This window comes from Escherichia sp. KTE159, from assembly GCF_000408805.1.
Lineage (GTDB): Bacteria > Pseudomonadota > Gammaproteobacteria > Enterobacterales > Enterobacteriaceae > Escherichia > Escherichia marmotae.
On the sequence record NZ_KE137292.1, the window covers coordinates 1,377,004 to 1,397,962 of the forward strand.

Annotated in this window: 14 protein-coding genes and 3 pseudogenes; 11 read left to right on the top strand and 6 right to left on the bottom strand. The window is 49.7% G+C overall.

What is annotated here, in order from left to right; genetic code table 11:
• Position 1: 1 nt before the first annotated feature.
• The gene (fdnG, locus tag A31E_RS14915; RefSeq protein ID WP_077633351.1) at positions 2 to 3,049 is read right to left on the bottom strand and encodes a formate dehydrogenase-N subunit alpha; all 3,048 of its coding nucleotides are present in this window, start codon (positions 3,047 to 3,049) and stop codon (positions 2 to 4) included.
• Positions 3,050 to 3,280: 231 nt separating this feature from the next.
• Between fdnG and yddG the strand changes: the two genes are divergently transcribed.
• The 7 genes from yddG (at position 3,281) to A31E_RS14875 (ending at position 13,602) form a co-directional block, all read left to right on the top strand.
• Entirely contained in the window at positions 3,281 to 4,162 is an 882-nt protein-coding gene (gene yddG / locus A31E_RS14905) for an aromatic amino acid efflux DMT transporter YddG (RefSeq protein WP_000166096.1), read from the top strand.
• Positions 4,163 to 4,442: 280 nt separating this feature from the next.
• On the top strand, positions 4,443 to 5,831 hold the full coding sequence (gene narU, locus A31E_RS14900; protein ID WP_001207879.1) for a nitrate/nitrite transporter NarU: 1,389 nt from the start codon (positions 4,443 to 4,445) through the stop codon (positions 5,829 to 5,831).
• Positions 5,832 to 5,974: 143 nt separating this feature from the next.
• Complete coding sequence (narZ, locus tag A31E_RS14895; RefSeq protein WP_016248701.1) at positions 5,975 to 9,715, top strand: nitrate reductase Z subunit alpha; 3,741 nt, start codon at positions 5,975 to 5,977, stop codon at positions 9,713 to 9,715.
• Positions 9,712 to 11,256, top strand: coding sequence for a nitrate reductase subunit beta (narH, locus tag A31E_RS14890; RefSeq protein ID WP_000702537.1), 1,545 nt, complete (start codon positions 9,712 to 9,714; stop codon positions 11,254 to 11,256). The genes narZ and narH overlap by 4 nt, the downstream gene beginning before the upstream one ends.
• Positions 11,256 to 11,951: a nitrate reductase molybdenum cofactor assembly chaperone gene (gene narW, locus A31E_RS14885; protein ID WP_001516391.1), complete on the top strand. Its 696-nt coding sequence runs from the start codon at positions 11,256 to 11,258 to the stop codon at positions 11,949 to 11,951. The genes narH and narW overlap by 1 nt, the downstream gene beginning before the upstream one ends.
• Entirely contained in the window at positions 11,948 to 12,628 is a 681-nt protein-coding gene (gene narI, locus A31E_RS14880) for a respiratory nitrate reductase subunit gamma (protein WP_000617141.1), read from the top strand. The genes narW and narI overlap by 4 nt, the downstream gene beginning before the upstream one ends.
• A gap of 80 nt (positions 12,629 to 12,708) precedes the next feature.
• On the top strand, positions 12,709 to 13,602 hold the full coding sequence (locus A31E_RS14875; RefSeq protein WP_000804361.1) for a PhzF family isomerase: 894 nt from the start codon (positions 12,709 to 12,711) through the stop codon (positions 13,600 to 13,602).
• Positions 13,603 to 13,745: 143 nt separating this feature from the next.
• On the opposite strand, the gene nhoA is transcribed toward A31E_RS14875, so the two are convergent.
• On the bottom strand, positions 13,746 to 14,591 hold the full coding sequence (gene nhoA, locus A31E_RS14870; RefSeq protein WP_000187926.1) for an N-hydroxyarylamine O-acetyltransferase: 846 nt from the start codon (positions 14,589 to 14,591) through the stop codon (positions 13,746 to 13,748).
• A gap of 174 nt (positions 14,592 to 14,765) precedes the next feature.
• Here nhoA and A31E_RS14865 point away from each other — a divergent pair, with 174 nt between their 5' ends.
• Entirely contained in the window at positions 14,766 to 15,335 is a 570-nt protein-coding gene (locus A31E_RS14865; protein ID WP_016248702.1) for a flavin reductase family protein, read from the top strand.
• 4 nt (positions 15,336 to 15,339) lie between these two features.
• Here the strand turns inward: A31E_RS14865 and pptA are convergent, their stop codons facing one another.
• Positions 15,340 to 15,567 carry a tautomerase PptA gene (gene pptA / locus A31E_RS14860; protein ID WP_001120151.1) on the bottom strand — a complete coding sequence of 76 codons (228 nt, stop codon included), beginning with the start codon at positions 15,565 to 15,567 and terminating at the stop codon, positions 15,340 to 15,342.
• 322 nt (positions 15,568 to 15,889) lie between these two features.
• On the opposite strand from pptA, the gene A31E_RS14855 reads away from it, so the two are divergent.
• Positions 15,890 to 17,866: an alkyl/aryl-sulfatase gene (locus tag A31E_RS14855; protein ID WP_001176571.1), complete on the top strand. Its 1,977-nt coding sequence runs from the start codon at positions 15,890 to 15,892 to the stop codon at positions 17,864 to 17,866.
• A 102-nt stretch (positions 17,867 to 17,968) separates the two neighbouring features.
• Complete coding sequence (locus A31E_RS14850) at positions 17,969 to 19,018, top strand: sensor domain-containing diguanylate cyclase (protein WP_016248703.1); 1,050 nt, start codon at positions 17,969 to 17,971, stop codon at positions 19,016 to 19,018.
• 29 nt (positions 19,019 to 19,047) lie between these two features.
• Here the strand turns inward: A31E_RS14850 and A31E_RS14845 are convergent.
• Positions 19,048 to 19,656: pseudogene (locus tag A31E_RS14845) on the bottom strand (ISAs1 family transposase); the annotation flags it as partial.
• A gap of 143 nt (positions 19,657 to 19,799) precedes the next feature.
• On the opposite strand from A31E_RS14845, the pseudogene A31E_RS26410 reads away from it, so the two are divergent.
• Positions 19,800 to 19,919, top strand: a pseudogene (locus tag A31E_RS26410) (toxin SymE, type I toxin-antitoxin system family protein); the annotation flags it as partial.
• A gap of 55 nt (positions 19,920 to 19,974) precedes the next feature.
• On the opposite strand, the gene A31E_RS14840 reads toward A31E_RS26410, so the two are convergent.
• Entirely contained in the window at positions 19,975 to 20,304 is a 330-nt protein-coding gene (locus A31E_RS14840; protein WP_016248705.1) for a barstar family protein, read from the bottom strand.
• Between the two features lie 28 nt (positions 20,305 to 20,332).
• Positions 20,333 to 20,959, bottom strand: a pseudogene (locus tag A31E_RS14835) (ISAs1-like element ISEc1 family transposase); the annotation flags it as partial.

Here is a 20,959-nt window from a genome sequence, read left to right on the forward strand (position 1 = left end):
CTTACGCCTTCTCGATGTTGACTAAGAACGCTTTATATTCCGGCGTTTGCGAGTTTGCATCACCGACATTCGGCGTCAGAGTGTTAGCGATATAGCCTTTACGCGCGACACCCTCAAAGCCCCAGTGGATTGGAATACCCACCGTTTCTACCTGTTGACCGTTAACGTTCAGCGGCTTCAGACGGCGCGTTACCACGGCCACCGCGCGGATAAAGCCACGCTTACTGGAGACAGTGACACGATCGCCATTGGCAATGCCTTTCGCCGCCGCCAGCGTTTCGCTGATTTCCACAAACTGTTCCGGCTGGGCGATTGCGTTGAGCAATGCGTGCTTGGTCCAGGTGTGGAAGTGCTCGGTCAGACGGTAGGTCGTACCCACGTAAGGGAACTGCTCTTTTTTACCCATCCGCAGCGCATCTTGTTCATACAGACGCACGACCGGGTTAGACACCACGTTTGGATGCAGCGGGTTCGTACCCAGCGGCGTTTCAATCGGCTCGTAGTGTTCCGGGAATGGACCTTCTGCCATTTTGTTGATGGCAAACAAGCGTCCCATCCCTTCCGGCTGCATGATAAACGGCCCGGTTGGCGTACCCGGTGCGGCATTGCCGAAGTCCGGAATATCATTGCCCGTCCACTTGCTGCCGTTCCACTGGATCAGCATCCGTTTCGGATCCCACGGTTTACCGTTGATATCCGCTGAAGCACGGTTGTACAGCACGCGACGGTTGAGCGGCCACGCCCATGCCCATCCCAGCGTATTCCCCAGACCTGACGGGTCGGAGTTATCGCGGTTGGCCATCTGGTTGCCCTGCTCGGTCCAGCTACCGGTGTAGATCCAGCAAGAAGATGCAGTCGTACCGTCATCACGCAGATGCGCAAAGCTGCTCAGCAACTGACCTTTCTTCGCAATCAGCACGCCATTGGCATCATAGAGATCTTCCAGCGCATAGCCGTTGTTCTCTTTTGCCACTTCGTCAGATTGCGGCTCGTGCGGCTGCTTGTAGTTCCAGCTCATCTTCATCAGCGGTTCTACGCCTTTACCACCTTCGGCTTTATACAGCTCGCGCAGATGGTGGTAGATACCCGCCAGAATTTCACCGTCGTTACGCGCTTCGCCCGGAGCGTCCTGACCTTTCCAGTGCCACTGCAACCAGCGACCGGAGTTGGCGATAGAGCCATCTTCTTCAGCAAAGCAGGTCGAAGGCAGACGGAATACCTCGGTCTGGATAGACGCCGGATCGACATCGTTCGACTCGCCGTGGTTCTGCCAGAAGGTGGAGGTTTCAGTCACCAGCGGATCGATAACCACCATGTATTTCAGCTTACTCAGGCAGCTAACTACTTTGTTTTTGTCCGGGAAGGACGCAACCGGGTTAAAGCCCTGGCAGAAATAACCGCTGACCTTGCCTTCGTCCATCATGTTGAAATACTTGATGACGTCGTAGGTCTGATCCCACTTCGGCAGCCAGTCGTAACCCCAGTTGTTTTCTTTCTGTGCGGCATCGCCGTAGAAAGATTTCATCAGGCTAACGAAGAACTTCGGATAATTGCTCCAGTAGTTCACCTGATCAGCCAGCGTCGCTTTCGGCGTATTCGCTTCCAGATACGACTGCAGATCAACCTGTTTTTCTGACGGCAGCGTCAGATAACCCGGTAAGCTGGTAGAGAGCAGACCTAAGTCGGTCAGACCCTGAATGTTGGAGTGGCCGCGCAGCGCGTTCACGCCACCACCAGCCATACCCATGTTGCCGAGCAGCAACTGGATCATCGCCATAGTACGAATGTTCTGCGCACCGACAGTGTGCTGCGTCCAGCCCAGGGCGTACAGGAAGGTGGTTGTGCGATCCGGCGCGCTGGTGGAGGCCAGCACTTCACACACTTTCAGGAAGTCGGCTTTTGGCGTACCACAGATGTTTTCTACAACATCCGGCGTGTAGCGGGAAACGTGCTCTTTCAGCAGGTTCCACACGCAGCGCGGATGAGTCAGCGTATCATCGCGTTTCGCATAGCCATTTTCATCGAACTGATAGTTCCAGGACGACTTATCGTACTGGCGTTTTTCAGCGTCATAGCCGCTGAACAGGCCGTCTTCGAAAGCAAAATCATCACGCACCAGCAGGCTGGCGTTGGTGTAATGCTTAACGTATTCAGCGTTGATTTTGTTGTTTTCGATCAGGTAGCGCAAAACGCCAGACAGGAACGTAATGTCCGTACCGGAACGAATAGGCGCGTAGATATCCGCGACAGAAGCGGTACGCGTAAAACGGGGATCGACAACGATCAAGGTTGCATCGTTGTTGTTTTTCGCTTCCATCGCCCAGCGGAAACCGACGGGATGCGCTTCAGCAGCGTTACCGCCCATCACCATCACGACGTTAGCGTTTTTGATATCCACCCAGTGGTTGGTCATCGCACCGCGACCAAATGTTGGAGCAAGACTTGCTACCGTTGGTCCGTGTCAGACGCGTGCCTGGTTGTCTACCGCCAGCATCCCGAGGGAGCGAGCAAATTTTTGGGTCAGCATCCCGGTTTCGTTGCTGGCACCGGAAGCACACAGCATACCGGTAGAAAGCCAACGGTTAACCGTTACGCCCTGCTCGTTCTTCTCAATAAAGTTGGCATCACGGTCAGCTTTCATCAGCTTCGCAATACGGGAAAATGCTTCATCCCAGCTAATACGCTGCCATTTATCTGAACCTGGAGCGCGATATTCCGGGTAACGCAGACGGTTTTCACTGTTCACGTAGTCCAGCAAACCGGCCCCTTTCGGGCACAGCGCACCGCGGCTTACCGGATGATCCGGATCACCCTCAATGTGATAAATCGCTTCTCTGGCGTTTTTAGCTCCATCACCCAGGCTATACATCAATAGCCCGCAACCTACGGAACAGTATGTGCAGGTGTTACGGATCTCTTTTGCGCGTAATAATTTATAGTTTCGCGCCTGAGCCAGTGCTTGCTTCGGGGCAAAGCCCAATGCTGCTACTGTTGTTCCAGCCATACCGCCCGCGCAGATTTTAAAAAATTGTCTGCGACTGACGTCCATTGCTTTCCTCTTTTTACACGGGTGTAACTGCGCGAGGAAACTAACAGTAAAATTCCGAATCTTTTTGCGCCAAATCAAAAAGAACGCCTGTTTGCCACAAAATAGTTCGCCTTTACAAATTGACCTACCTCAATAGCGGTAGAAAAAGTCACCACGTCCTGACAGGCAGGTTAAAAAAATGCTATAAATTTCAGCGCGATTTTTAATGGCAAGAGAGAAAAAAGAGCAAATATGACAAAACAAAAAGCAACACTCATTGGCCTGATTGCGATCATCTTGTGGAGCACGATGGTTGGGTTGATTCGTGGGGTCAGTGAGGGGCTCGGTCCGGTAGGAGGAGCGGCGGCGATCTATTCATTAAGCGGACTACTATTAATATTCACTGTTGGATTCCCACGTCTTCGGCAGATCCCGAAAGGCTATTTACTTGCTGGCAGCGTATTGTTTGTCAGCTATGAAATTTGCCTCGCGCTTTCTTTGGGATACGCGGCCACCCGCCATCAGGCCATTGAAGTCGGTATGGTGAACTATCTATGGCCCAGCCTGACGATTCTTTTTGCCATTCTTTTTAACGGACAAAAAACAAATTGGCTGATTATTCCAGGATTGCTTTTCGCGTTGATGGGTGTTTGTTGGGTGCTGGGCGGTGAGAATGGCCTGAAATATAATGAAATAATCAATAATATCACTACCAGCCCATTAAGTTATTTTCTGGCGTTTATTGGTGCCTTTATCTGGGCGGCTTATTGCACGGTAACCAATAAATATGCCCGTGGATTTAACGGCATTACCGTTTTCGTTCTTCTGACGGGTGCAAGCCTATGGGTTTACTATTTTCTGTCGCCACAACCAGAGATGGTTTTTAGCACCCCTGTCATCGTCAAACTCATTTCTGCGGCTTTTACTTTAGGATTTGCTTATGCCGCCTGGAATGTCGGTATTTTACATGGCAATGTCACTATTATGGCAGTAGGGTCTTATTTTACCCCCGTACTTTCGTCAGCGCTTGCTGCCGTGCTGCTCAGCGCACCGCTGTCGCTCTCATTCTGGCAAGGCGCACTGATGGTCTGTGGCGGTTCTCTGCTCTGCTGGCTGGCGACACGTCACCGATAAATAAAGATGACAAGATGAGGCCAACGCTTTATACAGCAACAAAACACGTTCAGGGATATGCGGATTTAAAAATTAGTGAAGGCAATGATATATTTTTGTTACATTCAGTAACACATAAGCCTTCAGATAATCCGCTTTCTCACCGCGAGGCTGTGCTTTCTTATCTATTCTTTCATTCAGCACTTCACTCTATTCATCCTTAATTCTAAAAACGGGCGGTTGCGCCCAACGTCCTGTCTTTTCTTTTTTTCATTAACAATGTGTGCATGCGAGGAAGAATATGGCACTGCAAAATGAGAAAAACAATCGTTATCTTTTGCGCGACTGGAAGCCAGAAAATCCGGCATTCTGGGAAAATAAAGGAAAGCATATAGCACGAAGAAATCTCTGGATATCAGTCAGTTGTTTACTTCTTGCGTTCTGTGTCTGGATGTTATTTAGCGCTGTCGCCGTTAATCTCAACAAAATCGGCTTTAATTTTACTACCGATCAACTTTTTTTATTAACAGCATTACCCTCCGTTTCGGGCGCATTATTACGTGTTCCCTACTCCTTTATGGTGCCAATATTTGGTGGACGTCGCTGGACCGTTTTTAGTACCGCTATCCTGATTATTCCCTGCATCTGGCTCGGTTTTGCCGTGCAAAATACAGCTACTCCCTTCGGTGTATTTATTGTAATTGCTCTGCTGTGCGGTTTTGCGGGCGCAAACTTTGCTTCAAGTATGGGAAATATCAGTTTTTTCTTCCCGAAAGCCAAACAAGGTAGCGCACTTGGCATTAATGGCGGACTGGGTAATTTAGGCGTCAGCGTGATGCAACTGGTTGCGCCGCTGGTGATTTTTGTTCCGGTATTTGCCTTTCTTGGTGTTAATGGCGTACCGCAGGCCGATGGCTCTGTGATGTCACTGGCTAATGCTGCCTGGATTTGGGTGCCATTGTTGGTCATTGCCACCATTGCTGCCTGGTCAGGGATGAATGATATTGCCAGTTCACGTGCATCAATTGCCGACCAGTTACCTGTGTTACAACGCCTGCATCTCTGGCTGTTGAGTCTGCTCTACCTCGCCACTTTTGGCTCGTTCATCGGCTTTTCCGCGGGTTTTGCCATGCTGGCAAAAACGCAGTTCCCGGATGTGAATATTCTGCAACTGGCGTTTTTTGGCCCGTTTATCGGTGCCATTGCGCGATCGGTTGGCGGCGCTATCTCCGATAAGTTCGGCGGCGTTCGCGTTACGCTTATCAACTTTATTTTTATGGCTCTGTTCAGTGCGTTGCTGTTTCTGACGTTACCCGGCACGGGTTCAGGTAATTTCATTGCGTTTTACGCCGTATTTATGGGGTTGTTCCTGACGGCGGGTCTGGGAAGTGGCTCTACTTTCCAGATGATTGCCGTCATCTTCCGCCAGATAACCATTTATCGGGTGAAGATGAAAGGCGGTAGCGATGAAGAAGCACAGCGAGAAGCAATCACCGAAACCGCCGCCGCACTTGGCTTTATCTCGGCAATTGGTGCAGTTGGCGGCTTTTTTATTCCACAGGCGTTTGGCATGTCGCTGAATATGACCGGCTCGCCGGTTGGCGCGATGAAAGTGTTTTTAATCTTTTACATCATCTGTGTGCTGCTGACCTGGCTGGTCTATGGTCGGCGGCAGTTTAGCCAAAAATAAGAGATCGATGCCTGATGCGACGCTGATGCGTCTTATCAGTCCTACAACCGTGTCGCACCCGTAGGTCGGGGTCGGATAAGACGTTTACGCCGCATCCGACAAGGCATCAGATCCCAAATCATTCCTGGAGCAGGAGTCATGTCATGAGTAAACTTTTGGATCGCTTTCGCTACTTCAAACAAAAGGGCGAAACCTTTGCCGATGGCCACGGACAGGTGATGCATAGCAACCGCGACTGGGAGGACAGCTATCGACAACGTTGGCAATTCGACAAAATCGTGCGCTCCACCCACGGCGTTAACTGTACTGGCTCCTGTAGCTGGAAAATCTATGTCAAAAACGGCCTGGTAACGTGGGAAATCCAGCAGACCGACTACCCGCGTACCCGCCCTGACCTGCCCAATCATGAACCCCGCGGCTGCCCACGCGGCGCAAGCTACTCATGGTATCTCTACAGCGCCAACCGCCTGAAATACCCACTAATTCGTAAGCGGTTAATCGAATTGTGGCGCGAAGCACTTAAACAGCACAGCGATCCGGTGCTGGCGTGGGAATCGATTATGCATGACCCGCAAAAGTGCTTAAGCTACAAACAGGTGCGCGGACGCGGCGGGTTTATCCGCTCTAACTGGCAGGAGCTGAATCAACTGATTGCCGCTGCTAACGTCTGGACTATCAAAACTTACGGGCCGGATCGTGTTGCCGGATTCTCTCCGATTCCGGCAATGTCGATGGTCTCTTACGCCGCAGGAACACGCTATCTGTCACTACTCGGCGGCACCTGCTTAAGTTTCTATGACTGGTATTGCGACCTGCCACCCGCCTCACCGATGACCTGGGGCGAGCAAACCGACGTCCCTGAATCTGCCGACTGGTATAACTCCAGCTATATCATCGCCTGGGGGTCTAACGTACCGCAGACACGCACGCCAGACGCCCACTTCTTTACTGAAGTACGCTACAAAGGCACCAAAACTATCGCCATTACTCCTGACTACTCGGAGGTGGCGAAACTGTGCGACCAGTGGCTGGCTCCGAAGCAAGGCACCGATAGCGCGCTGGCGATGGCGATGGGGCATGTGATTTTAAAAGAGTTTCATCTCGATAATCCCAGCGATTACTTTATCAACTACTGCCGCCGCTACAGCGATATGCCGATGCTGGTGATGCTGGAACCGCGTGACGATGGCAGCTACGTTCCCGGACGAATGATTCGCGCGTCCGATCTGGTGGATGGACTGGGTGAAAGCAATAACCCGCAGTGGAAAACTGTGGCATTTAATACCGCAGGTGAACTGGTCGTGCCCAACGGTTCGATTGGCTTTCGCTGGGGCGAAAAAGGCAAATGGAATCTGGAATCCATTGCCGCAGGTGCAGAAACCGATTTGTCATTAACCCTGCTCGGCCAACACGACGCTGTCGCTGGCGTGGCTTTCCCCTACTTTGGCGGCATTGAAAATCCGCATTTTCGCAGCGTAAAACACGAACCCGTCCTGGTGCGTCAGTTACCTGTTAAAAACCTGACATTAGCCGATGGCAACACCTGTCCGGTCGTCAGCGTTTATGATCTGGTGCTGGCAAACTACGGCCTCGATCGCGGGCTGGAGGACGAAAACAGCGCGAAAGATTACGATGAAATCAAAGCCTACACCCCGGCCTGGGGTGAGCAAATTACCGGTGTACCGCGCCAGTATATTGAAACCATCGCCCGTGAATTTGCCGATACCGCCCATAAAACCCACGGGCGCTCGATGATTATCCTCGGTGCTGGCGTCAACCACTGGTATCACATGGATATGAACTACCGTGGGATGATCAATATGTTGATTTTCTGCGGTTGTGTCGGGCAAAGCGGCGGCGGCTGGGCGCATTACGTTGGTCAGGAAAAACTGCGCCCGCAAACCGGCTGGCTGCCGCTGGCATTTGCGCTGGACTGGAACCGGCCACCGCGCCAGATGAACAGCACTTCGTTTTTCTACAATCACTCCAGCCAATGGCGCTATGAAAAAGTCACCGCCCAGGAACTGCTCTCACCGCTGGCCGATGCCAGTAAATACAGCGGTCATCTGATTGATTTCAACGTTCGCGCTGAGCGCATGGGTTGGCTACCTTCCGCGCCGCAACTGGGGCGTAACCCGCTCGGGCTGAAAGCCGAAGCCGATAAGGCCGGATTATCACCCACCGAATTTACCGCTCAGGCGTTGAAGTCAGGTGAGTTACGCATGGCCTGCGAACAGCCGGACAACGGCAGCAATCATCCGCGTAACCTGTTTGTCTGGCGCTCTAACCTGCTTGGCTCCTCCGGCAAGGGTCACGAGTATATGCAGAAATATCTGCTGGGTACGGAAAGTGGCATTCAGGGGCAAGAACTTGGGCCGACGGAGGGAATTCAACCGGAAGAAGTAGAGTGGCAAACCGCCGCGATAGAGGGAAAGCTCGACCTGCTGGTAACGCTCGATTTCCGTATGTCCAGCACCTGCCTGTTTTCCGATATCGTCCTGCCTACCGCCACGTGGTATGAGAAAGACGATATGAATACCTCGGATATGCATCCGTTTATTCATCCACTTTCTGCAGCGGTCGATCCCGCCTGGGAATCACGCAGCGACTGGGAAATCTACAAGGGTATCGCCAAAGCGTTCTCGCAAGTGTGCGTGGGCCATCTCGGCAAAGAAACTGACGTGGTACTTCAGCCATTGTTACACGACTCTCCGGCAGAGCTATCCCAACCTTGCGAAGTGCTCGACTGGCGCAAAGGTGAATGCGATCTGATCCCCGGCAAGACTGCGCCTAATATTGTGGCGGTGGAGCGCGACTACCCTGCTACCTACGAACGCTTTACCTCACTGGGGCCGTTGATGGACAAACTCGGCAACGGTGGTAAAGGTATTTCATGGAATACCCAGGATGAAATCGATTTCCTCGGCAAACTCAATTACACCAAACGCGATGGCCCGGCTCAGGGGCGTCCGCTGATTGATACCGCCATTGATGCATCGGAAGTGATTCTGGCGCTGGCACCGGAAACCAACGGCCATGTTGCGGTAAAAGCCTGGCAGGCGCTGGGTGAGATCACCGGACGCGAACATACTCATCTGGCGCGGCATAAAGAAGATGAAAAGATTCGCTTCCGCGATATTCAGGCGCAGCCGCGTAAAATCATCTCCAGCCCGACCTGGTCTGGCCTGGAAAGCGATCACGTCTCCTACAATGCGGGATACACCAACGTTCACGAGTTAATTCCGTGGCGCACGTTGTCTGGCCGTCAGCAGCTCTATCAGGATCACCCGTGGATGCGTGCCTTTGGCGAAAGTCTGGTGGCTTATCGCCCACCTATCGACACCCGTAGCGTTAGCGAAATGCGCCAGATCCCACCAAACGGCTTTCCGGAAAAAGCCCTTAACTTCCTGACACCGCATCAGAAATGGGGCATTCACTCCACTTATAGTGAAAACCTGTTGATGCTGACGCTCTCACGCGGTGGACCGATTGTCTGGATCAGCGAAACCGATGCCCGTGAACTGACTATTGTTGATAACGACTGGGTGGAGGTCTTTAACGCCAACGGTGCGCTGACTGCCCGCGCGGTAGTCAGCCAGCGTGTACCGCCGGGCATGACCATGATGTATCACGCTCAGGAACGGATTATGAATATCCCCGGCTCGGAAGTGACCGGAATGCGCGGCGGTATTCACAACTCGGTCACCCGCGTTTGTCCGAAACCGACGCATATGATTGGCGGTTACGCGCAACTGGCCTGGGGCTTTAACTACTACGGCACCGTCGGCTCGAACCGCGACGAGTTCATCATGATCCGCAAGATGAAGAACGTGAACTGGCTGGATGATGAAGGTCGCGATCAGGTACAGGAGGCGAAAAAATGAAAATACGTTCGCAAGTCGGCATGGTGCTTAACCTCGATAAATGTATCGGCTGTCACACCTGTTCGGTGACCTGTAAAAACGTCTGGACTGGACGCGAAGGTATGGAGTACGCGTGGTTTAATAACGTCGAAACCAAACCGGGCATTGGTTACCCGAAAAACTGGGAAGATCAGGAAGAGTGGCAAGGCGGCTGGGTTCGCGATGTCAATGGCAAGATCCGCCCGCGGCTGGGCAGCAAAATGGGCGTGATAACCAAAATCTTTGCCAATCCGGTGATACCGCAGATCGACGACTACTACGAACCTTTTACCTTCGACTATGAACATTTGCATAGCGCGCCGGAAGGTAAACACATTCCCACTGCGCGTCCACGTTCGCTGATCGACGGCAAACGGATGGACAAAGTGATCTGGGGGCCAAACTGGGAAGAACTGCTGGGCGGAGAGTTCGAAAAACGCGCCCGCGACCGCAACTTCGACGCCATGCAAAAGGAGATGTACGGTCAGTTTGAAAATACCTTCATGATGTATTTGCCGCGCTTGTGCGAACACTGCCTTAACCCAAGCTGTGTGGCGACCTGCCCCAGCGGCGCTATCTATAAACGCGAAGAAGACGGCATTGTGCTGATCGACCAGGACAAATGTCGTGGCTGGCGCTTATGCATCAGCGGTTGTCCGTACAAAAAAATCTACTTTAACTGGAAAAGCGGCAAGTCAGAAAAATGCATCTTCTGTTATCCGCGAATTGAGTCCGGACAGCCAACGGTCTGCTCCGAGACCTGCGTAGGTCGCATTCGATATCTTGGTGTGCTGCTCTACGACGCCGACCGCATCGAAGAAGCGGCGAGCACGGAACGTGAAGTTGATCTCTATGAGCGCCAGTGCGAAGTGTTCCTCGATCCGCACGATCCCTCGGTGATCGAAGAAGCCCTGAAGCAAGGTATCCCACACAACGTGATTGACGCCGCCCAGCGTTCGCCGGTTTACAAAATGGCAATGGACTGGAAACTGGCGCTGCCGCTGCACCCTGAATATCGCACCCTGCCGATGGTCTGGTATGTGCCACCGCTGTCACCCATTCAGTCTTACGCCGACGCGGGCGGACTGCCCAAAAGCGAAGGCGTGCTGCCGGCCATCGAAAGCCTGCGTATTCCGGTGCAATACCTCGCCAATATGTTAAGTGCGGGTGATACCGGCCCTGTACTACGGGCACTGAAACGGATGATGGCGATGCGGCACTATATGCGTTCGCAAACCGTAGAAGGCGTAACTGATACCCGCGCAATTGACGAAGTGGGTTTGAGCGTCGCCCAGGTCGAAGATATGTATCGCTATCTCGCTATCGCCAACTATGAAGATCGGTTTGTCATCCCAACCAGTCATCGGGAAATGGCGGGTGATGCGTTTGGAGAGCGTAACGGCTGTGGCTTTACCTTTGGCGACGGTTGCCACGGCTCTGATACCAAATTCAACCTGTTCAACAGTAGCCGGATCGATGCCATCGACATTACCGAAGTACGCAATAAAGCGGAGGGGGAATAATGCAAATCCTCAAAGTGATCGGCTTGTTGATGGAGTATCCGGACGAGCTGCTATGGGAGAACAAAGACGACGCACTGGCGCTGATTCGTCGTAACGCGCCGATGCTCACCGATTTCACCTGCGACCTGCTCAATACACCGCTGTTGGATAAACAGGCTGAATGGTGTGAAGTGTTTGACCGTGGACGTACCACTTCGCTGCTGCTATTCGAACATGTTCATGCCGAGTCCCGCGATCGCGGTCAGGCAATGGTAGATCTGCTGGCGGAGTATGAAAAAGTCGGCCTGCAACTAAATTGTCGCGAGCTGCCTGATTATCTGCCGCTGTATCTGGAGTATTTAAGTGTGCTGCCGGATGACCAGGCTAAAGAAGGTTTGCTCAACGTTGCGCCAATTCTCGCCCTGCTTGGCGGACGCTTAAAACAACGCGAGGCACCGTGGTATCCGTTGTTTGACGCCCTGCTGCATCTGGCGGGAAGTACTCTTTCAAGTGACAGTGTCACAAAACAGATACGCAGCGAGGAGCGCGACGACACCCGTCAGGCGCTGGATGCAGTGTGGGAAGAGGAACAGGTGAAGTTTATTGAAGATAACGCCACGGCGTGTGACAGCTCGCCGCTTAATCAATATCAGCGACGCTTTAGCCAGGATGTCGCACCGCAGTATGTCGACATCAGTGCGGGAGGTGGGAAATGATTCAGTATCTGAACGTCTTTTTTTACGATATCTACCCGTACTTGTGTGGCACGGTTTTTATCCTCGGAAGCTGGCTGCGCTACGATTACGGACAGTACACCTGGCGTGCCTCCTCCAGCCAGATGTTGGATAAACGTGGAATGGTGCTGTGGTCGAACTTGTTCCATATCGGCATTCTGGGGATCTTCTTCGGCCATTTGTTTGGCATGCTAACGCCACACTGGATGTACGCATGGTTTCTGCCAGTGGCGGTAAAACAGCAGATGGCGATGATCCTCGGTGGTATTTGCGGTGTGCTGACACTGATTGGCGGAGCGGGGTTGCTGGTACGCCGTTTAACGAATCCGCGTATCAGGGCGACGTCTTCTGGTGCGGATATCCTGATCCTCGCCATTTTGTTAATTCAGTGCATTCTGGGGTTAACCACCATTCCCTTTTCAGCACAACATCCGGACGGCAGCGAAATGATGAAGCTGGTGGGCTGGGCGCAAAGCATCGTCACTTTCCAGGGCGGTGCATCGACACATCTTGATGGTGTGGCTTATATCTTCCGCGTTCATCTGGTGTTAGGAATGACCATCTTCCTGCTCTTCCCGTTCACCCGACTGGTGCATGTGTGGAGTGCGCCGTTTGAGTACTTTACCCGTCGGTATCAGATTGTGCGCTCGCGGCGTTGATTCTCACGTTGGCCGGATTAGCCCTTCGCTCTCCGGCCACTTGCAGGCTATGCTAGTTCTCCAGCCACAGGAGAACGTTAATGAAACCGCAGGTTTACCACGTCGATGCTTTTACCTCTCAACCGTTTCGCGGCAATTCTGCCGGTGTTGTTTTCCCTGCCGATGATCTCAGCGAAGCGCAAATGCAGCTTATCGCCCGCGAATTAGGCCATTCTGAAACCGCTTTTCTGCTGCACAGCGACGACAGCGATGTGCGCATTCGCTACTTTACGCCAACGGTTGAAGTGCCGATTTGCGGTCACGCGACCGTGGCGGCGCACTATGTGCGTTCGAAGGTATCAGGTTTGGGGAATTGCACCGTCTGGCAAACGTCACTGGCGGGAAAGCACCGCGTGACTATCGAAAAACATAACGATGATTATCGTATTTCGCTGGAACAAGGTTCCCCTGGCTTTGAGCCACCGCTGGAAGGCGAAACACGTGCGGCGATTATCAACGCGCTTCATCTCACTGAAGACGACATTCTGCCCGGTTTGCCGATCCAGGTGGCGACTACCGGACACTCAAAAGTGATGATCCCGTTGAAGCCGGAAGTGGATATCGATGCCCTTTCACCAGACCTTGCTGCGCTGACTGCCATCAGTAAACAGATTGGCTGTAATGGTTTTTTCCCCTTCCAGATCCGCCCTGGTAAAAATGAAACCGATGGACGCATGTTCTCGCCTGCAATTGGCATTGTGGAAGATCCGGTTACCGGCAATGCCAACGGCCCGATGGGCGCATGGCTGGTGCATCACAACGTGTTACCCCACGATGGCAATGTATTGCGTGTTAAAGGCCATCAGGGGCGCGCATTGGGTCGTGATGGAGTGATTGATGTGACGGTGACAATTCGCGATAACCAGCCGGAGAAAGTGACTATTTCTGGTACGGCGGTGATTTTATTTCATGCCGAGTGGGCAATTGATCTTTAAAACCGTTGCCATAAATGGCAGAAAAACAAATTGCCTGATGTGCTTCGCTTATCAGGCCTACAACCGCATCATAATTTATTGAATCTGTTGGCTAATGTAGGCCGGATAAGACGTTTACGCCGCATCCGGCACTCTGACACAAACTATTTACCTGCCTCCGGATGCGTATCAAATGCTGCCATCACCTGCGCCAGCTCATCCTCAGTGAAACCATGTTTTGCATCATCCACGCCCAGACCAAACTGCTCCTGCATCACGGCATATAACGACGCTACATCTGGCAAATTCTGCTGCTCTGCTACGTGACCATTTTCATAACGGGTAAAATGGAAATTGGTCAACGTCAGCTTGCCGCCATCTGGCAAATGACGGCACATCAGCAAATGATGGCGAAAATGCGATTGCGGCCAGTGCGCCGACCAGAAGTTGCCCATCACATAATCGCTTTGCTGCTGTTCACAGAGATCAAAACGGTACATCGACTGCCAGTGCTGATGATGATTAAACTGCAAAATCCAGTCGTCATTTTCCTGTCGCAGGCGATACTCTCCGTGCGGCGTGGCTTGCACGATGTCAGGCACTAAACGAATCGGCGCGGTTAACGTCTGCCCACCAAAACCGACATCGGCAATCCAGCGTTCATCTTCCAGCTCCACCAACAGCAAACGGTGCGTGCGCGGCGGCAACGATGGTGGATTAGATAACACCACGCGTCCTAACAGACTACGAACGTTGAAACCTAACTCGCGTAACACCCGCTCAAACACGCCATTCTGCTCAAAGCAGTAACCACCACGACGGGCGATGACCAGCTTATCTTCCAGCGATTGATCATCCAACTGCATTTCCCTCGGCAGCAAGACGTCGAGGTTTTCAAACGGAATGGTGCAATTGTGTTTCAGGTGTAATGCGCGCAGCGTGTCGATGTTGACCGCAGCGGCTCCCGACCAGTTAATGCGGGCAAAATAGTGATTCAGAATGGGCGTCATCAGGCGTTTCCCTAAGTGGTTTTATCAACTTATAACCTGGATTAGACGTAGCACCGGCTATTTTGTGCGTTCGTGGACATCCATCACGTTCGTAAATCGCCAATCCCGTTAATTTCGTTGCTTATTGCGTTACGAGCTACGCTTTTAAAACCCCCTTCATAGCGAGGCGATACCGTGAGCCGATTTATTCCCGTCGAGTTGCATCATGCCAGCCGTCTGTTAAACCACGGCCCGACTATTTTGATTACCAGTCACGATAAACTGTCCCAGTTACGAAACGTAATGGCCGCAGCCTGGTCGATGCCTGTAGAATTTGAGCCGCCGCGGGTGGCAATTGTGGTGGATAAATCCACCTGGTCACGGGAGTTGATAGAACGTAGCGGCATGTTTGGCATTGTGATCCCCGGCGTAGCGGCAACTAACTGGACCTGGGCGGTAGGTAGCGTTTCAGGGCGCGATGAAGATAAGTTTAACTGTTACGGCATTCCTGTCGTGAAAGGTCCGGTGCTGGGTTTACCGTTGGTCGAAGAGAAATGTCTGGCGTGGATGGAATGCCGCCTGCTGCCCGCGACTTCTGCGCAAGAAAAATACGATACTCTATTTGGCGAAGTTGTGTCGGCAGCGGCAGACGCGCGGGTATTTGTCGAAGGTCGCTGGCAATTTGATGATGATAAACTCAACACCCTTCACCATTTAGGCGCTGGCACTTTCGTTACCAGCGGTAAACGCGTCACGGCAGAATAGCGCGCTACATGCTGTAACCCGGTTTTTTGATCAATGTCGCCATCTGGGGCGCGATTTCGCTGTCCCAGACAGCTTGCCATGCTTCCGGTTGGATCTGCTGTAGTGCGATGCTGATCGAACTCTCTTTACTGTTCAGATGGCGAATAATGACGTCGGTAATCTCCGCGGCCAGTTCCGCTTTTTGTTGCTCGTCCAGTTCACGGGGAAAACACTTAATATCAATATGTGGCATTGTTATGCTCCTTTTTAAAGACTGCCAGCAAAATTAGCACAAGCCGAAAACGTCATGTGTTCTTTGATGCGAAATGATGTGCAAAGAGATAGCGATATTTACGTCGCCATTTTAATAACGTACATATACTATTAGCTTCCACAATAATAAACACCTGTCTTGTCATATACAGAATCTATTCTTTATTTCTTATCATATTAAGAAAATTCACGACATCCAGCTTGCTGATTTATTAATGCCAATTATAGTTATTCTTGCCCTCACTAAGAATTTTCGCTCGGAATATCCTTTCTTTTATAAAGTCTTTCTGGAGACACTTGCGATGCAGCTTAATCATATTGCTAAAAGTCTGCTAGTCATGGGATTATTCACCACTAGTTCACTTCCTCTCATTGCCGCGGAAGCACCAAAAGAGGCTACCTCAGCCACCCAACAAGCGAATAATGCGCTTTATAGTCAATTACCCTTTTCCGATAACACCGATTTCACTGATGCTCATAAAGGATTCATTGCCCCCATACCTCAGGAGGTGATTAAGGGTGAACAAGGGAACGTCATCTGGAATCCACAGCAATATACTTTTATAAAAGAAGGCGATAAAGCACCTGATACGGTTAACCCAAGTTTATGGCGTCAGGCGCAACTGATAAATATCAGTGGTTTATTTGAAGTAACCGACGGCGTCTATCAAATTCGCAATCTCGATTTATCAAATATGACCATCATCGAAGGTAAAGAAGGTATTACCGTCGTTGACCCACTGGTTTCTGCAGAAACAGCCAAAGTGGGTATGGATCTTTATTACAAAAATCGTGGTCAAAAACCGGTAGTGGCAGTTATCTACACGCACAGCCATGTCGATCACTACGGTGGCGTTCGCGGCGTGGTTGATGAAGCTGACGTTAAATCAGGTAAAACAAAAATTTATGCACCAGCCGGTTTTTTAGAGGAGGCCGTTTCAGAAAATATTATGGCTGGCAATGTGATGAGCCGAAGAGCCAGTTATATGTACGGCAACTTATTGAAACCTGATGCTAAAGGCCAGGTTGGAGCCGGGCTGGGAACAACAACGTCAGCAGGAACAGTTACATTGATTGCCCCTACCAACTACATCACCAAAACCGGGCAAAAAGAGACGATCGATGGGTTGACCTACGATTTTCTGATGGCGCCCGGTTCCGAAGCTCCTTCTGAAATGTTGTGGTTTATCGAAGAAAAGAAACTGATCGAAACTGCAGAAGATGTCACGCACACCCTCCACAACACCTATTCACTGCGTGGTGCCAAAATTCGTCAACCTCTTCCCTGGTCCAAATACATCAACGAGGCACTCAATTTGTGGGGTGATAAAGCGGAGATAATTCTCGCTCAGCATCACTGGCCAACCTGGGGCAATGACAACGTCGTTAAACTGCTAAAAACCCAACGCGATTTGTATCGTTACATCAACGATCAAACGCTGCGCATGGCGAATCAGGGGCAGACCCGCGATGAGATCGCCGCAAACTTTAAATTACCCTCCTCGCTTGCTAACACCTGGGCGAATCGCGGGTATTACGGTTCGGTGAGTCATGATGTGAAAGCAACTTATGTGCTTTATCTCGGTTGGTTTGATGGTAACCCGGCAACGCTTGATGAATTGCCGCCAGAAGACGCTGCGAAGAAATTTGTCGAATATATGGGCGGTGCTGATGCCATTTTACAAAAAGCCAAACAGGATTATGACCAGGGTAATTTCCGCTGGGTTGCCCAGGTTGTCAGCAAGGTGGTATTTGCCGATCCAAATAACCAGGCTGCGAGAAATCTGGAAGCCGATGCGCTTGAACAGTTAGGCTACCAGGCAGAATCCGGGCCGTGGCGTAATTTCTATCTTACTGGCGCACAGGAATTACGTAACGGCGTGCAAAAACTGCCAACGCCAAATACTGCCAGCCCTGACACTGTACGCGCAATGACGCCGGAAATGTTCTTTGATTATCTTGCGGTGCACATTAATGGCGAGAAAGCAGCAGACGCTAAAGCTGTATTGAATTTTGATTTCGGTGAAGATGGCGGCACTTATAAAGTAGAGCTTGAAAATGGTGTGCTCAATCACACTGCAGGTACGCAAGCATCTGATGCTGACGCGACAATCACTCTCTCCCGCGATGTCTTGAATAAAATCGTTCTGAAGGAAGAGACATTGAAAGAAGCGATAGATAAAGGCGAAGTCAAAATCAGTGGCAATGCAGAGAAACTCAACGAAATGTTAGGCTATATGGATAATTTTGAATTCTGGTTCAATATTGTGACGCCATAAGTTCAGCATAAATTGGGCAGGCTTCCTGCCCTTTTCTGGTTATAAGAAATGATTTTTGATAAAAGAAAACACTCTCATTATTCGTGGAAAAAACGACAGGATATGGTTATTCGTGGAATGTCGATTAGCCTGCCGTGGTTTGCCTTGATTAACATCGGTTTTTCATCGATGATTTTGCTGCGAAGCATTTTATTCAATGAGGATATGACTTCATGGTTTAATGAGGAAAACCTTGTACATACTATCGATATTTCATCATTTGGCATTCTGCTGATCAGTGGCCTTTTATTGGTCACCCCCCGCAAAAACGTACTGTATATTCAGCGGTTATTGTTCGTTCTAAGCCTGTTATGGTCATGGTGTTGCTTTTATTTTATTGCACACTGGACGCTACCTTTTGCTTATCCGCTATGTGTATTATTAATGCTTAGCGCCATTGTTGCATTGTATTTTCATACTCCATCACTACTCGCATTTATCATTCCCTTATGGTTTACCATTCCGTTAGCCAGTCTTATGCTCAATCATCATTTAAATATTCATTTCGTTGTTATCTGGTGCCTTTTTTCTCTCGCTCTCTATGGTGGACGTTTTATTTTATTACGTTGGTTTGAAGAAGCATGGCAACAAAACAGATACAACAACCTGCTAATTAATCGCCTCGACGCATTGGCTCATCGCGATCCCTTAACGGGAGTGGCAAACCGACGGGCGCTGGATAGTATTTTAGGTGATGCAGTAGAACAAGAGGCCTCATTTGCCCTAATTATGCTGGATGTCGATTTTTTTAAACGCTACAACGACACTTACGGACACCCGGCGGGCGATCGTTGTTTGATACAAGTTGCCGATGTACTGCAACGCGCAATTCGCCAGCCCGAAGATATAGTCGCTCGTTATGGTGGCGAAGAGTTTGCCATTATTCTTTTTAATACCTGTTTGCAGGAAGCCGAAAAGATAGCAGCCAGAATTAAGCAAGAACTTAAACTGGCAGCGATTGCCCATCAGGCATCTTCTGTAAGTGCGTTTGTTACGGTTAGCCAGGGGATCACCTGTTCTGCTCCCGCCAAAACGACTGAACAAATAGTTGCAGATGCCGATGCTGCGCTGTACCGGGCGAAAGAAAGCGGGCGGAACCGGTGGGCTTTGTAAGCTTTGGGAGACAAGTCAGATTACGCTCCCTTTTCCTCAAAGGCTGTATTTAGCCGCCCCTGATTTCCTTTTACAGCGAATAAATAATCACCTCCCTGTTTTTGTATCTTCTCTGCAATATCTTTCTGGCACCCCATCGCATCAGTTGTGATAATTTTTCCTTTAATATCCAACATGTTAAGAAATCCATGGATAGCTGTGATCTCATTGGATTTCTCATCCGTCTTGATCTGTCCGATGACCAGACTGTGCATTGTTGAGAACGCACTAATGACATGAATCGCTCCCTTGCGCCGACTCTTGTCATAAGAGTGCCGGAGCGTTTTTCCATCAATTGCGATGATGTCTTTATCATCTGAAGAATGGCAGTCACGCATCCAGTTAATAAAGCACTCATGAAATTTTGCAGGACTGATACAGGATACAACTCTGGCAATAGTATCGTGAACAGGAATACTATTTTCAAATTCACCATATTGCTTCAAAAAATCGAGATGTGTTTCCCCGAAATCCTCTATATCTTCCCAACCTTCTGCACCAGAAATAACGGCACAAATAGTCAACAGTAGAATATCAGATAATTTATGTTCCACTTTCCAGGCTTGTCTGTAATCGGGGATAATAGAAATATGTTCCATCAATTTTTTAAATTATGTAAGGAGTATTTGATCATGTATAAGCAATGAAAAATAGCTTTAGGTAATAAGGAATATTTTAATTATTGAACATTTAGTGCGAATTATTTAGTACAAAAAAACAGCGTTACGTGATCTTTCCCTGATGTCTGATCCTGATTGCGGAGCACAACGAAGTAGAGGAGCTACGGAAGGAACTTTATCAGGTTAAACAGGTAGTTAAAGGAATGAAAGTCGGGATATCCGGTGTATTGAAAGAAGCGTAAAAATAAAAGCCGGGAAGATTTAATTCCTTCCCGGATTCTAATTAATGCTATCCGATTAATTTAATAATAAAACAATAGAAGGAGCTTGCCCTTTCTCTTTACATTTTTTACTAACAAACTCAATACTCGTAACCAAAGTATCTCTTATTTTTTGTTCAACGGAAGAAAATCCTCTTAATTCTAACAGTAAATATTCCTCACTATTTACATGTATAGATGTCATTTCATCCTGTGGATAGCGTAAGCTAAACAGGCAATCGATCAGGGCATCGCCGTTTCTACCAAAATATTCAGGAAAGCCTAACTTTTCAGATAGTTGATCGTAAAAATCATCCATTGTTTTTACTTTGTAAAAATCAATTAATACTCTGCTCCCTAATTTCATTATTTCCATCCTCCAAGACAGGGCAAGATTACGAAAGCCCGCTCCCCGCAAGGACTGACGCCAGATAGTTTCTGTCCATGGCTGCTTTTCTCATCTTACGTCTTAACCCTGCCTTGAATACCTTATCATTCGTCAAAATATTAATAGCGATGTGCCGTATCCCTGAAAATAATTCTGCTGCATTTCCTCTTCTTATTTTGCCGTCGTCTTCATTCATTACCACGTCCAGACGCCAGTGCAGCTTATTCTCCACGTGCCAGTGATTTCGGATCGCTGTGGCGAACTTCTCTGCAGTTAAATCAGCAGAACTGATATAATATCTGACTATCATTTCGGGCTCTTTCTTTTGCTCTGCTATTATTGACCGAAAGGAGACTGACACGCATAATTTCTTCAGCCCTTTCCATTCAAACGTGAAATCAATAAGTTCATCAGGGACATCGCAAACAATGTGAAGACGGATTTCTTCTCTGCCGTGACTCTTTTCACTAATTGCGTAACTGTCATGCTCTGGATTATTTAATTCTTTCAGTGGAAATTTTTCCTCAAAGGCTTTATTAAGCCGCCCCTGATTTCCTTTTACAGCGAATAAATAATCACCTCCCTGTTTTTGTATCTTCTCTGCAATATCTTTCTGGCACCCCATCGCATCAGT

What these genes read in the sequence shown, in the direction of transcription:
- nhoA (WP_000187926.1), bottom strand. Translation starts at nt 14,591, where the DNA reads ATGACGCCCATTCTGAATCACTATTTTGCCCGCATTAACTGGTCGGGA.
- narZ (WP_016248701.1), top strand. Translation starts at nt 5,975, where the DNA reads ATGAGTAAACTTTTGGATCGCTTTCGCTACTTCAAACAAAAGGGCGAA.
- A31E_RS14855 (WP_001176571.1), top strand. Translation starts at nt 15,890, where the DNA reads ATGCAGCTTAATCATATTGCTAAAAGTCTGCTAGTCATGGGATTATTC.
- yddG (WP_000166096.1), top strand. Translation starts at nt 3,281, where the DNA reads ATGACAAAACAAAAAGCAACACTCATTGGCCTGATTGCGATCATCTTG.
- narH (WP_000702537.1), top strand. Translation starts at nt 9,712, where the DNA reads ATGAAAATACGTTCGCAAGTCGGCATGGTGCTTAACCTCGATAAATGT.
- pptA (WP_001120151.1), bottom strand. Translation starts at nt 15,567, where the DNA reads ATGCCACATATTGATATTAAGTGTTTTCCCCGTGAACTGGACGAGCAA.
- A31E_RS14850 (WP_016248703.1), top strand. Translation starts at nt 17,969, where the DNA reads ATGGTTATTCGTGGAATGTCGATTAGCCTGCCGTGGTTTGCCTTGATT.
- narI (WP_000617141.1), top strand. Translation starts at nt 11,948, where the DNA reads ATGATTCAGTATCTGAACGTCTTTTTTTACGATATCTACCCGTACTTG.
- A31E_RS14875 (WP_000804361.1), top strand. Translation starts at nt 12,709, where the DNA reads ATGAAACCGCAGGTTTACCACGTCGATGCTTTTACCTCTCAACCGTTT.
- narU (WP_001207879.1), top strand. Translation starts at nt 4,443, where the DNA reads ATGGCACTGCAAAATGAGAAAAACAATCGTTATCTTTTGCGCGACTGG.
- narW (WP_001516391.1), top strand. Translation starts at nt 11,256, where the DNA reads ATGCAAATCCTCAAAGTGATCGGCTTGTTGATGGAGTATCCGGACGAG.
- A31E_RS14840 (WP_016248705.1), bottom strand. Translation starts at nt 20,304, where the DNA reads ATGAAATTAGGGAGCAGAGTATTAATTGATTTTTACAAAGTAAAAACA.